The sequence below is a fragment of the Desulfotomaculum sp. genome, from assembly GCA_003513005.1.
GTDB lineage: Bacteria > Bacillota > Desulfotomaculia > Desulfotomaculales > Nap2-2B > 46-80.
The window spans coordinates 57,366-70,867 of record DOTD01000072.1; the positions used below are offsets into that span (position 1 = coordinate 57,366).

Consider the following 13,502-nt stretch of genomic DNA (forward strand, 5'->3'; position numbering starts at 1 on the left):
TCACAGGTGAGCGATTTAGTTTTAGATGCGTCTAATCTGGCCGTTTGCAGAAACCTGTGTTCCTCCGACAATAAGTTCACGGATTAAGAGTGTCGGCTGAGCATCGCTGACCGGCACTCCCTGGCCATCTTTTCCACAGGTACCGATCGTAAAACCTAAATCACGGCCGACCATTTCCACTATTTTGAGCACTTCAGGGCCGTTGCCGGTAAGGGTTGCCCCTCTTACCATAGGACCGACCTGGCCGTCAACGATCAGGTAACCTTCTGCAACATCAAAAACAAAATCGCCTGTTGTTGTGTTTACCTGGCCTCCGCCCATTTTTTTGACCAGCAGGCCGTTTTTGATCTGGCTGATAATCTTTTCTGGATCAGCTTTGCCCGGCGCGATAAAAGTGTTGCCCATCCGGGGGATCGGTTTATGCTGGTACGACTCCCGCCTCCCATGGCCGTTGGATCTCTTACCATCCCTGCCCGCCGTCATCCTGTCGTAGAGATACTCTTTGAGAATCCCGTCCTCAATCAGGACTACCTTGCGGGAAGGCGTTCCTTCGTCATCGAAACGGTATGAGCCATAACGGTCAGCCAAAGTTGCATCATCAATAATAGTTGCCTCTTTGGAAGCTACCTGCTCACCCATCTTCCCGGCATATACCGAGAGTTTCTTCTGGACAAGATCTGCTTCAAGCCCATGACCGCAGGCTTCATGTACCATAGTGCCTCCGGCTTCTCCCGACATTACCACGGGAAACTTTCCTGCCGGCGCCGGTTTGGCGTGCAGCATTTGAATCGCCCTTTCGCCAGCCTTCCTGCCCAGTTCCTCCGGGGGGAAACGCTTTAGAAGATCAAAGCCCGCTAAACTTCCTGCCGCTTCATAGCCTGTTTGGATAACCGCACCGTCTCCGGCGACGGCATGGACCAGAAATCTTGTGCGGATGCGTTCATCTTCAACATATTCACCTGCGCTGTTGGCAATTGTTACCTGCTGGATAACATCACCATAACCGACCATCACTTGCTTGATCAGTTCGCTGTTCACCTGGCGCGTCGCTTTATCCGCCGATTCAACCATTTCCGCTTTGCGGGATGTTTCCACTTTGTCAGGGCGTTCCGGGAAAGAGAAGTCCACTGCAGGTTTAACCTTGCGCAGGTCAAAATTATATTCTTTCCGGTCGGCTGTCTTGACCGTACGGCCGACTGTACTGGCAATTTCCAGCAGGCTTTCCTTGCTAAGGTCATTTGTATAGGCATAGGCGGTCATATCACCGGCCAGGACCCGTAGTCCTGCGCCGGCGTCTATACCGGAATGGACCCGTTCTATTTTCCCTCCCTCGGCCGAGATTCCGGTAGTGATTTTCTTTTCCACAAAAATATCAGCAAAATCCCCCCCGTTGGCCAGGGCGAGATCAAGGACTGTTTTTAAAGTTTTCTTGTCGATCATTTTTTCACCTCTTCTATGTATATATTTACCTTAAAGCTATTGTATTATTGATCAATTTATTCTCTTAAAACGTCTTTTAACCGAGCACTGTTCCGGTCCTGACCGGGCGACCGCGCAGGAAATCAACTGCCGGAAGGCGTTTGCCGCCCTGCAGCTGCAGTTCTTTAACATCCACCAGGCCGTGGTTGGCCTGGACCACAAGGCCTTCGGGGCCGGAAACAACCACCTGCCCCGGTATTGTACCTTCCTTCGAACTTTCATTCTCGACGGCTTCTACCCGCCAGATCTTGAGGAGTTTTTCATCAAGGGAAGTTTTAGCGCCGGGCCAGGGATCCATTCCCCGCACATGATTAAAAATTGTGGTGGCGGGGGCGTTCCAGTCAAGGACCTCATCTTCAGAGGAGATCATGCGTGCATAGGTGGCTTTTGAATGATCCTGGGGTACAGGTATTAAATCACCGGTTTCCATCAGTTGCAGGGTTTTAACAAGAAGCTGTGCTCCCAGTGAGGCCAGGCGGTCGTGCAGAGTCCCAACAGTATCCTCCTTGTGGATCGGGACTGCTTCCTGAAGCAAAATATCGCCGCTGTCCAGGCTTTCGTTGATGAGCATGGTTGTAATTCCGGTTATTTTTTCGCCATTCATAATCGCCCGGTGAATCGGGGCGGCGCCCCGGTACTGCGGCAGCAAAGAGGCATGGACGTTGATGCATCCCATCAGAGGCAGATCAAGGATGATCTTGGGCAGGATCCTGCCAAAAGCTACGACAACAATTACTTCAGGGGATAGTTCCTCCATCAGTCTGATGAACTCAGAGTCCTTTATGTTTAAAGGCTGGTAAATATCCAGCCCATTAAGAACAGCCTCTTCTTTGACTGCACTGGGGATGTATTTTTGCCCTCTTCCCTTTGGACGGTCAGGCTGTGTAACAACACCGGCTACCTGTAATCTTTCTTTTAAGAGGGCTTTCAAACAGGGTACGGCGAATACGGGCGTGCCCATAAAGACGACGCGCATCTTAATATCTTCCTTTACTCGACTACTTTTCGCAGATTTGTTGCCTTGTCGGTAAAAATAATTCCTTCAAGGTGATCGATTTCATGCTGCAGCGCCCTGGCCTGATAACCCTTGGCCTCTATTTTAATTTCCTCACCAAGGCGGTTAAGCCCCTTAACCAGCACCCAGATTGCCCTGACAACATCCCCAGCCATTCCCGGCAGGCTCAAACAGCCTTCTTCAGAATTTTCGCTTCCGGACTGTTCGCAAATTTCCGGGTTGATTAGCTCAATGAGTTTTTCGCCGGTATCAACTACGATTGCCCGTTTGGACACACCTATCTGCGGAGCGGCGAGACCGACGCCCTTATAGCTGTACATGGTATCGCGCAGGTCATCAAGCAGTTTGTTTATGCTTGGTGTTATAGTTGTAATTTCCTTCGCCTTTTCCCTTAAGATCCCGTTGTCTTCACCATATTTGATGATCTGATATACTGCCAAGAACTGCTTTCTCCTTTCACTTAAAACATATTCTGAGGTTCTATGTCAACAATGATTCTAACTTTAGCAGACGGATAACGGCGATCGAATTCATTAAGGCAGGCCTTTGAGATATCCTGAAGCTGTTTAACATACAATGCTTTAAAAATCAGGTGCCAGCGGTAGCGGTTTTTTATCCTGCTTACCGGGGCGGGTACGGTGTTAAACACTTGTACCTGATTATTAAGTCCCTCACTGTTAACAATTTCACTCATTATATTATACAAAGAATTGGCCGCATTTTCTACTTCCATCTGGACTATTCCCGTAACAACGAATCTGCAAAGGGATGAAAAAGGCGGGTAATTTAAAACTTCCCGGTTTTTTAGTTCCTGTTCAAAAAAAGCCGGGTAATCGTGTTCCCTGGCTGAGGTAATTGCAAAGTGTTCAGGTGAATGGGTCTGAATCATCACTTCACCTCCGAGATCGCTCCGGCCTGCACGCCCAGCCACCTGGGTAAGGAGTTGAAAAGTTCTCTCAGCAGCCCGGAAGTCCGGCATGTAAAGTGTCAGATCGGCGTTTACCACTCCTACCAGGGTGACTGCGGGGATGTCCAGCCCCTTGGCAATCATCTGGGTGCCGATCATGATATCTGCTTTTCCCTGACAAAAAGTATCCAGTATTTTTTGGTGGGATCCCTTGCGCGACGTGGTGTCGCTGTCCATCCGCAGGATCCTGGCGTCAGGAAACAGGCGTTTGATTTCAAGTTCAATTTTCTGGGTTCCCGTCCCGGAATAGCTTATATAACTGCTCCTGCAGGACGGGCAATACCTTGGAGCGCCGGCAGTATAATTGCAGTAATGGCAGACAAGGCGTCCGTTAATGTGGTAGGTCAGTGATATGTCGCAATGGGGGCATTTCATGACCTGGCCGCACTCCCTGCAGGATATGAATGTTGAGAACCCCCTCCTGTTTAGAAACAAGATAGTCTGCTCGTTTTTTTTCAAACGATCCTTAATTGATGAAAGAAGGACCCGGCTGAACAGCTCCTGGTTGCCCTTTTTTGTTTCCTCCCTCATGTCAACAACCTGGATTTGGGGAAGGGATCTCTTTTCTACCCGCTCGCTGATTGTAAGCAGATGGTAAGTTCCGGCGGAGGAAGCGCTAAAAAATGATTCCACTGATGGTGTTGCGCTTCCGAGAACGACGACTGACTGCTTGTTTTTTGCAATCTCAAGCGCTACCGTACGCGCATGGTAACGCGGACTTTCTTCCTGTTTATAGGATGGTTCGTGTTCTTCGTCAATAACGATTAGCCCAAGGTTTTGAGCAGGCGCAAACAGAGCCGAGCGTGTTCCCAGGACCACATTTGCGCTGCCTTCCCTGATCCGCAGCCATTCATCACGCCGTTCTCCGTCAGAAAGGCGGCTGTGCAGGATTGCAACTTCTTCCCCGAATCTGGAGCGAAAAGTATGCAGCATCTGCGGCGTAAGCGCAATTTCCGGCACCAGGATTAAAGCCTGCCTTCCCATTCCAAGGGCAGCGGCCACGCTGTGGCAGTATACCTCGGTTTTCCCGCTTCCTGTAATCCCGTTAAGCAAGAAGACTTCATGCTCTTTTTTCTTCAGCCGGTCGAAGATCGGATCAAAAGCTGTCTTCTGCTGGGCGGTTAAATCAAAAGGCCGGGATGGTATAAGATTGTTTAACTGGGCAGGGCTTTGGCTAGCTCGTTTTTTGGCGGTTAACAGGCCCTTGGACGTTAAAGCGTCAACTGCCGATACGGATACTTTTGCTGTCGCAGCCAACTCAAGACGTGTTAAGCCGGGTTGGTCTAAAGCGGTTTCCCAGGCGGTTTTTTGAGAGGGCGCGCGCTTAAAAACAGGCTCTGCTCCGGAATTTAAAGGCCAGAGGCCCGGCGCCTGCCGTGGGGGATGGGCAAGCCGGGGCCAAATAATTGTTTGCAGTGCACTGACAGTGGGACATAGATAGTACGAGGACATCCATAAGGCAAGGTTTAACTGTTCGTCAGTAAAAACAGGTCCCCTCTCTATGACAGCGGAAAGATCTTTAATACCCGCAGGTTCAGGGGCGCCGGGATTGCTCAGGCGGATAACATAGCCTTCAATTTTTTGCCTGCCGAAGCTGATCTGCACAAGACTGCCCGTAATTACACGCCCTTCAAGTTCGGACGGAATCCGGTAGGAAAAAGTTCGATCAAGCCGGCGTGTCGACAGGTTAACTAAAACTTCGGCATACATATCTCGCTCCTGCCAAAAAGGTAATTCTTATGTTCCCAATAGCCTTTATTGCTGTTCGTGGCATTGGCGGTGCAGCAACAGTGCGGCGTCAAGGATCCGGCCGGCTACATCGAGCTTGTCCATTAAAGGAAGGTCGGTTATTTCCCCGTCGCGGTAGATTAATTTAACAATGTTGGTGTCCGTGTCAAAGCCGGCTCCTGGAACGGTAATATCGTTTGTAACGATCAGATCAAGGTTTTTCTGCTCAATTTTTTGCCGCGCCGACTCGAGCAAGTTTTCAGTTTCTGCGGCAAAACCGACGAGCACCTGATTGGGCTTCTTTATTTTTCCAATCTCCATCAGAATGTCAGTGTTCTTTTCCAGTTCAATAGTAAGATTATTATTACTGTCTTTTTTGATCTTGCTTTTCGATGGCTTTGCAGGCCTGAAATCGGCAACTGCGGCTGCTTTAATCACTATGTCGTATTTTGGAAAAATATCCATTACGGCGCGCTGCATTTCTGCTGCAGTTACAACCGGAATATAGTTTATTCCGGGCGGGGGACTTAAGTTTGCCGGCGCTGAAACCAATGTAACATCTGCGCCTCTTATCGCCGCGGAGCGGGCAAGGGCAAATCCCATTTTCCCTGAACTCCTGTTTGAGATAAACCTTACAGGATCAAGCGGTTCTCTTGTTCCCCCGGCGGTAATCAGGACAGATATCCCCTTAAAATCCCCTGCCGGTAAAATGAGCTGAATAATCTGCTGACAGATCATCTCCGGCTCGGGGAATCTCCCTTGGCCATGTTCACCGCAGGCCAGGTACCCTGTTCCTGCTTCCATAATCAGATAATTCAACTCTTTTAACCGGGCCAGATTGGCTTGTGTGGCCGGATTATTGTACATATGAACGTTCATGGCGGGACAGATCAAAACAGGGCAGGTAGCTGCCATTACTATAGTCGTGAGAAGGTCGTCTGCAATTCCGTGGGCTATTTTCCCCAGAATATTGGCTGTCGCGGGGGCTATGACAACTAAGTCCGCCTTTTGAGCCAATGCAATGTGGGGTATCTGAAAATTAGACGAACCCCCGAAAGAACCGGTATGGACATGGTTTTTTGTAAGCGCCTGAAAAGTCAGGGGAGTTACGAATTTTTGGCCTGCGTCTGTCATTACCACATGTACGTCAAACCCTGTTTTGGTTAATAAGCTAGCCAGGCTTGCCGCCTTAAAGGCAGCGATACTGCCTGTAACACCGAGAGTGACAAACTTATCCGCCAGCATCTTGTTACTTCCTCCCCTGCCTTGTATGCTTAAATTTAACCCTGTCATTGGCTATATCCTGTAAAGCAATAGTAACAGGTTTATTGCCGTTGCTGGTAACCTTACTGCCTTCTTCAGCTTCTGTAATAAAACGCGCTCTTTTTGCGGTAATGACCACAAGAGCATAACGGTTATCAACTTTACGCATCAAAACATCTAGGGATGGTTTATTCATCCTTTTCCCCCCAGGTAAATATTTTGTGCTCTTATTTCAACCGCCAGGTACGGCATTTCTCAGCCACCATGATCGATTGGATTCTTGAAACAACTTCGTCAACCCAGTCGTTAACTACCGCGTAATCATAAAGCATAAGGTATTCAAACTCTTCTTTCGCCCAACTCAAACGCTTTTTTACATCCGCTTCAGATTCACTTGCTCTTTTCGTTAAGCGGGATTCAAGTTCATTCTGACTTGGCGGAAGGAGAAAAATTAAAACCGCTTGAGGAAATTTTTGCTTGACCTGTATGCCTCCCTGAACGTCTATTTCAAGAAGCACATCTTTTCCGCCGGACAGGGCGCGTTCTACCGGCAACCGTAGTGTGCCATAGAAACTGCCGTAAATTTGAGCCCATTCCAGAAATTCCTGACGGTCTACTTTTCTGTGGAATTCATCTGTTGAAAGAAAATAATAACTACTCCCGTTCACTTCACCCTTTCTGGGAAGACGGGTAGTAGCAGATATGGAGCAAACCAAGTTTCTTGTTTTTTCCTGCAGAGCCTTTGCCACAGTACTCTTTCCTACTCCGGAAGGCCCGGACAGTACAGTTAAAATACCCTGTCCTATCATATCAAACTAATTTATTTTTCCTGTTCTTCAGCTGACGCAGGATGTGCCTCTCTGCTGCCAAGGCGGTTTGCCACGGTCTCGGGTTGGACGGCTGATAAAATCACATGGTCGCTGTCTGTTATGATCACAGCCCTTGTACGGCGGCCATAAGTAGCGTCCACCAGCATACCGCGATCACGGGCTTCGTTGATTATCCTTTTAATAGGAGCGGATTCAGGCCCGACAATTGCTATGATCCGGTTGGCCGAAACAATATTTCCAAACCCTATGTTGATCAATTTTATATCCATGTTCCCTCCCTTGTTCTTAAAATGTGAAATACTTAGCTACTCCACATTTTGAACTTGCTCACGAATTTTCTCAAGCTCGCTCTTAACCTCGACAGCAGTTTGACTGATCAATAAGTCATTGGCTTTGGAAGCAATCGTATTTATCTCACGGTTGATTTCCTGGATCAGGAAATCAAGCTTGCGCCCTACGGGTTCTTCCGCATCCAAAGATGAGATTAATTGTGAAAGGTGGCTTTGAATGCGGACATTCTCTTCGGTGATATTGGAACGCTCCGCAAAAAAAGCTATTTCGGTAACCATTCTTCCGGGGTCAACTTTGCTTTCAGGCAATAACTCCTGCAGACGTTGAGTAAGGCGCGCCCTGTATTCTTGTGTAACCAGCGGCGCCCTTGTTTCTATTTCGGTATTTAGATGCTTAATCCTTTCTGTGCGGCAGCGGATGTCTTCCTGAAGCCTTTTTCCCTCTTTGTCGCGCATTTCCAATAAGGATCTAACTGCTTCCCCAAGTACCTGGTGGACGACAGGCCAAAAATTCTCAATATCCTCATCAGGTTCTTCCAAAGTCAGCAGGCCGGGAAGGGATAAAATGTGCTCAGGACCGACTTCCCCGGAAATATTTAACTCGCTGAATACTTCTTTTATTGCCTTATAATACGATGCAGCAAGGTTTTTGTCAACTTTCACCTTTATTATTTTGCTGGCTGATTCTTCTACTGTAAAATAGCAATCGACGCGCCCCCGGGAAATTTTTGACTGAACATATTGGCGGACCCTGTCCTCAAGTTGATTCATGCTTTTGGGCAGGCGTACGACCACCTCACTGAAACGGTGATTTACCGCCTTTAACTCTATGGTTAGTTTTTTCCCTAATGCTGTTGCTTCTCCCCGGCCATAGCCGGTCATGCTTCTGAGCAAGAAATTTCCTCCGTTACGTTATTATTAAATATCAATTTCTTTAAAAATATTTTCCATACGTTTAAGACCCTCTACAATATTTTCCATAGAAGTGGCGTAAGAAAGCCGGAAGCAACTGTCGTCACCAAAGGCAACTCCCGGAACCACGGCTACCTTTGCCTCTTCTAAAAGGATGCCGGCTAAATCAGATGAGCTATTTAATTGCCTTCCTTTGCAGGAGCATCCCAAATAGTTTTTAACGCAGGGAAACAGGTAGAAGGCGCCCTCAGAGAGGTGGCAGGCAACGCCTTTTATTGCCGTCAGCCTCTCATACATATAATTCCTCCTCTTTTCAAATTCAATCACCATTTTTTTCAATGGTTCCTGAGTTCCGGTCAAGGCGCTTACACTTGCCGCCTGGGCAATAGATGTAGGATTCGAAGTCGAATGGCTCTGCAGGTCGGACATGGCCTTTGCAACGGGCAAACAGGAGGCTGAATAACCAATACGCCAGCCGGTCATCGAGTATGCTTTCGAGACACCATTGATTAAAACCGTTTTCTCCTTTAAGGCAGGGTCGAGGGAAGCAATGCTGATGTGTTCGCTGCCGCTGTATATAAGCTTTTCATAGATTTCGTCCGAAATAATTGTTATATCCTTGTCAATTAAAAATTCACCCAGCGCAATCAGCTCGCTCCTGCTGTATACCGTACCGGTTGGGTTGCAGGGGGAATTTAAAATGAGCATCGCAGACCGTTCGCTGAGTACGGATTTCAATTCATCCACAGTCAATTTATAGCCGTTTTCAGCTTTTGTTTTTACTATTATGGGTGTAGCTCCGGCCAACTTAATTTGCTCAAAGTAACTAACCCAGTATGGCGCCGGGACGATAACCTCCCTGCCCGCTTCGCAGAGGACCTGGATTGCGTTATACAGGCAGTGTTTGCCCCCGGCTGAGACAACAATTTGATCTGTCTGGTAATCCAAACCGTTATCTCTTTTGAATTTTTCAACAATTGCCAGCTTTAAGGCCGGGATTCCCGATACCGGTGTGTATTTGGTCATTCCTTTTTGGAGAGCTTCAATAGCGGCCTGTTTAATATGCTCCGGGGTATCAAAGTCCGGTTCACCCGTGCCAAAATTTATAACATTCTCGCCGGATGCAATTAGTTTCTTTGCCTGGGCGTCGATGGCCAGTGTGGGCGATGGGCTGAGCTCTAATGCTCGCGTTGAGAGTTTCATTGTAACCTCCTAAATTTCTGTAAATTTCTGGGGTCAGGCTTGACTTATTATAAAAATTGACTTATTAGAGAAGCCATTTAACTCCATGCATTTTTTTTGTCTGAAATATTTGATGATAAAAAATCTTAGGCTGTCGTTATTACGGTTCACTTGCTCTTTAAACAAAATTATGCTTAAGGCATTGACCTCCCTCTGTGAATTATCATCCTCCTGCTGCCGCTGCTTCAGCTGCATGGGGTCTATCCCTATGTCAAAAGTTGACCTCGCCGATATTTTGTCTGATCCTTTCCATCGCTTCTTTCAAGCGTCCGGTATCAACAGTTATCGAGATGCGGCAATAACCGGCCCCGTTAGCGCCGTATCCTGTTCCCGGAGTAATTACCACACCCGCCTTTTCAAGGATAAGCTCGGCGAAGGACTCGGATGTATGCCCCGCCGGTACGGGGATCCAGAGGTAAAAAGCTGCTCTGGGCTTTTCGAGCCGCCACCCGAGTGAATTAAGACAGTCAACAATAATATCCCTGCGCTCGCTGTAGATCCTGTTCACTCTTTCCAAATCTTCATAGGTTCCGTTCAGCCCTGCGACAGCAGCTTTCTGGATCGCCTGGAACTGTCCCGAGTCTATATTTGATTTAAGACGCCCGAGAGCGTTTATAACGTCAAAGTTGCCTGCCGCCCACCCGATGCGCCAGCCGGTCATGTTATAGGTTTTGGACATGGAGTGGAATTCAATGCCGGCCTCCTTGCCGCCCTTAACCTGCAGGAAAGAGGGATGCCGGTAGCCGTCGTAGGCTATCTCAGTGTAAGGCGTATCATGGCAGAGAAGCACCCCGAACTCGTTGGAAAAAGCAATAGCCTCCCGGAAAAAGTTTTCGTCCGCAACTGCCCCGGTGGGGTTATTGGGATAATTAAGGAACATCATCTTGGCTTTTCTGGCCACTTCGGTTGGGATTTCCGAGAAGTCGGGCAGGAACTTATTTTTTTCCTTGAGCGGCATATGATACGGCTGGGCGCCCGCCAGTATGGAACCTATGGCATAGACCGGGTAACCGGGATCGGGAACCAGCGATATATCCCCAGGATCGAGATAACACCAGCAGATATGGGCGATTCCTTCCTTTGATCCGATCAGGTTGACTATTTCGTTTTTTGGATCCAGGTCGACATTAAACCGCCGTTTGTACCATCCGGCCACAGCCTGTCTGAATTCAAGCATGCCGGCAGAAGAAGGGTACTGGTGATTGACAGGATTTCTCGCTTCCTTAATCAGTTCCTCAATTATGTGCTCCGGTGTGGGCATGTCCGGATCACCTATGCCAAGGCTTATTACATCCACGCCCTGAGCTTTCTTGTGATCAATTAACTGCTCGATACGGGCAAAAAGGTAAGGGGGCAATTTTTGCAGCCGCTGTGCCTCGATGAAGTTCATGAATAAACCTCCCGGATTAAAATACGCACTACTCTACTCTGAAAATTACTTGAAGTCAACTTGCATCAGGGAGGTCAACTGTCTACGTGCTCATGTTCGCAAGCCAAAATCGCACTTAAGACATTGCCATCCCTTGTTTATTGATGACTTTTAATCCTCCTGCTGATGCCGTTTTAACAGCATAGAGTTTTATACAGGAAACTCGCCGCAAAAGACTTCTTCGGCGGGGCCTGTCATGTAAACATGGTTATTGCCTGCCCAATCTATCAAAAGGTCGCCCAGGGCAAGATGGACAGCCGCCTTTCTATTCGTCAGGCCGTTTAAGACACATCCTACCAGTGTGGCGCATGTTCCCGTGCCGCAGGCCAGGGTTGCCCCTGCTCCCCGCTCCCAGACACGCATTTTTATTTCAGTGCGGTTGAGGACCTGGATAAATTCAACATTGGTCCGTTCAGGAAAAGAGGGATGATTTTCGATTTGCGGGCCCCACTGTGCTAAAGGAAAAGTATCCGGATCATCTACAAAGATCAGACAATGCGGGTTTCCCATTGAAACTGCTGTAACTTGCCAAATATGATCACCAATTGCCAGGGGTTCGTTTATTACCTGCCCTGGCGGGCCGATCATAGGGATCTCTTTTCTTTCCAGCCGCGGTTCACCCATATCTACTTTTACGGCTGCCAACTTTCCGTCTTGAAGAATAATTTCCGGCGCGATAATGCCGGCAAGTGTTTCTATCCTGATTTTTTTATGTGGAACAATTTTATGTTCGAACAGGTATCTGGCAACACAGCGGATGGCGTTGCCGCATATCTGGGGTTCGCTGCCGTCCGGATTAAAAATGCGCATTCTTGCGTCCGCCTGTTCGTCAGGTAGAATTAAAACCAGACCGTCTGCGCCGATACCCAGCCGGCGGTGGCACGCTTTTCTGGCCAGACTGCTCAAATCCGTATGCAGATAGTCTTTGTTTTTCAGTAGATCGATCATCACGAAATCGTTGCCCAGTCCCTGGACCTTCCTAAACTGCATAGCCCGCCTTCTTTTTGTAAAATAATTAGCTTTAATTCTCCCGGTTTTTTAATATCTCCTGCAAAAAGCGCAAAAGAATATTGTATTCTTAAATAAACAAAGGTTTGATATAGTCCAGGACTTCCTGGACCTTTTGCCTGGCTTCGGGAGCCTTTTGATCAATTAAGCGACGGGCCTCGTCTACTTTTGCCGAAAGGCTTTGATTCAGAAGTCCGCTGATGCTCATGTAAGCTGACAGGCGTCTGTCCAGCCATACTTTCAGGCGTTCATGTTCAGGTTTCTGGAGGTGATTGTTAATCATTTTCAGTATGACCTCTTTGTCCTGGGGAAGCTGACCTTCGATTTCCCAGAGCAGGTTGACCATCTGGTCGCTGATCAGGTAAGAGTTACAGTTTAGATTCTCTACAAAAAGGCCTATTTCAGCGATAACCTCATCCTCATTAAGGGTTGAGAACTGCCCGGCTAAAACCTTGTCATACACAGGGCTGTTTCGACGCGGAGTAAAGCTCCTCAGCCTGATAAAATCGGCGCCGACTTCATTTAATACTCTTGCCGATTCAACAGCATGGCGCTCCGACCATTTTCTTCCCCCAAGGCCCGGCATAATATATTCGCTTAAGGTAATTCCCGCGGCTTTTGTTTTTTTGCCTGCTATGATCTGTTCCTCAGCCGTGACGCCTTTCTTTACGTCTTCAAGGACCTCGTCAAGTCCGGATTCCATGCCGATATGGAGGCGGCTAAGCCCCGCTTCTTTCAACTGCCTCATTTGTTCATCCGTCTTGCGGGCGATAGTTTTTGACCTTGCGTAAGATGTTATCCTTTCAATACCCGGGAATTTCTCCCTGAGGTAAACAAGTATTTCAAGCAGATCGGGTGTGCGCATCTGCGGCGTGTTTGCATCTTGAAGAAAAACGGTAGCTCCGCCGGAATAAAGCCAGTTAGCGACGCTGAACAGGCAGTTGAGCCTCTGGTTAACCAGTTCCTCATCATCTATTCCGTATAATTCCGGGTTGCTCTTAATCATTGCCGTGATAACTTCATTAGTTACATTGCCGCCCATACCTATTTGCCAGGAAGCTGACTTTATTTCTTCAGCAAGCGCTTTGACTGTATCAATATCTGCTTTGACTTCCTCTACGGTACGTGCGCTGTATTTTTGTTTTTTATAAGTACGGCAGAACTCGCAGAGGTTCCAGGGACAATTTCTAGTTACCCTGAGCAAAAGAGAATGGTCTCTCCCTTCGCTGGGGGGCCTGATCGGTCCGATTTCAAACCAGCCTTTTCCGGCCTTATCCAAATCTATCTTGTAGAAAGAGCCAATTTTACCACCCTTATACATTATTATCGCCCCTATTTT

General features: G+C 48.0%; 14 protein-coding genes. All 14 read right to left on the minus strand.

What is annotated here, in order from left to right; translation table 11 throughout:
- Nucleotides 1-21: 21 nt before the first annotated feature.
- A complete protein-coding gene (locus tag DEH07_09030; protein HBY04642.1) occupies nt 22-1,440 on the minus strand; it encodes a peptidase C69 in 1,419 nt (472 codons plus the stop codon).
- A gap of 76 nt (nt 1,441-1,516) precedes the next feature.
- Complete coding sequence (locus DEH07_09035) at nt 1,517-2,455, minus strand: methionyl-tRNA formyltransferase (protein ID HBY04643.1); 939 nt, start codon at nt 2,453-2,455, stop codon at nt 1,517-1,519.
- 14 nt (nt 2,456-2,469) lie between these two features.
- The gene (gene def, locus DEH07_09040) at nt 2,470-2,934 is read right to left on the minus strand and encodes a peptide deformylase (GenBank protein HBY04644.1); all 465 of its coding nucleotides are present in this window, start codon (nt 2,932-2,934) and stop codon (nt 2,470-2,472) included.
- 20 nt (nt 2,935-2,954) lie between these two features.
- Nucleotides 2,955-5,171: a primosomal protein N' gene (locus tag DEH07_09045; GenBank protein HBY04645.1), complete on the minus strand. Its 2,217-nt coding sequence runs from the start codon at nt 5,169-5,171 to the stop codon at nt 2,955-2,957.
- 45 nt (nt 5,172-5,216) lie between these two features.
- The gene (coaBC, locus tag DEH07_09050; protein HBY04646.1) at nt 5,217-6,434 is read right to left on the minus strand and encodes a bifunctional phosphopantothenoylcysteine decarboxylase/phosphopantothenate--cysteine ligase CoaBC; all 1,218 of its coding nucleotides are present in this window, start codon (nt 6,432-6,434) and stop codon (nt 5,217-5,219) included.
- A gap of 4 nt (nt 6,435-6,438) precedes the next feature.
- Entirely contained in the window at nt 6,439-6,648 is a 210-nt protein-coding gene (rpoZ, locus tag DEH07_09055) for a DNA-directed RNA polymerase subunit omega (protein ID HBY04647.1), read from the minus strand.
- A 31-nt stretch (nt 6,649-6,679) separates the two neighbouring features.
- Entirely contained in the window at nt 6,680-7,261 is a 582-nt protein-coding gene (locus DEH07_09060; GenBank protein ID HBY04648.1) for a guanylate kinase, read from the minus strand.
- 11 nt (nt 7,262-7,272) lie between these two features.
- Nucleotides 7,273-7,551, minus strand: a complete 279-nt coding sequence (locus tag DEH07_09065; protein HBY04649.1) for a hypothetical protein — start codon at nt 7,549-7,551, stop codon at nt 7,273-7,275.
- Nucleotides 7,552-7,587: 36 nt separating this feature from the next.
- Nucleotides 7,588-8,466, minus strand: coding sequence for a YicC family protein (locus DEH07_09070; protein HBY04650.1), 879 nt, complete (start codon nt 8,464-8,466; stop codon nt 7,588-7,590).
- A gap of 24 nt (nt 8,467-8,490) precedes the next feature.
- Nucleotides 8,491-9,687 (minus strand): aspartate aminotransferase, encoded by a 1,197-nt coding sequence (locus tag DEH07_09075; GenBank protein HBY04651.1) that lies wholly within the window; start codon nt 9,685-9,687, stop codon nt 8,491-8,493.
- Nucleotides 9,688-9,720: 33 nt separating this feature from the next.
- Nucleotides 9,721-9,921 (minus strand): hypothetical protein, encoded by a 201-nt coding sequence (locus DEH07_09080; GenBank protein HBY04652.1) that lies wholly within the window; start codon nt 9,919-9,921, stop codon nt 9,721-9,723.
- A 16-nt stretch (nt 9,922-9,937) separates the two neighbouring features.
- A complete protein-coding gene (locus DEH07_09085; GenBank protein HBY04653.1) occupies nt 9,938-11,116 on the minus strand; it encodes an LL-diaminopimelate aminotransferase in 1,179 nt (392 codons plus the stop codon).
- A 189-nt stretch (nt 11,117-11,305) separates the two neighbouring features.
- Nucleotides 11,306-12,145, minus strand: a complete 840-nt coding sequence (locus DEH07_09090) for a diaminopimelate epimerase (protein HBY04654.1) — start codon at nt 12,143-12,145, stop codon at nt 11,306-11,308.
- A gap of 88 nt (nt 12,146-12,233) precedes the next feature.
- Entirely contained in the window at nt 12,234-13,484 is a 1,251-nt protein-coding gene (locus DEH07_09095) for a radical SAM protein (protein HBY04655.1), read from the minus strand.
- Nucleotides 13,485-13,502 lie beyond the last annotated feature (18 nt).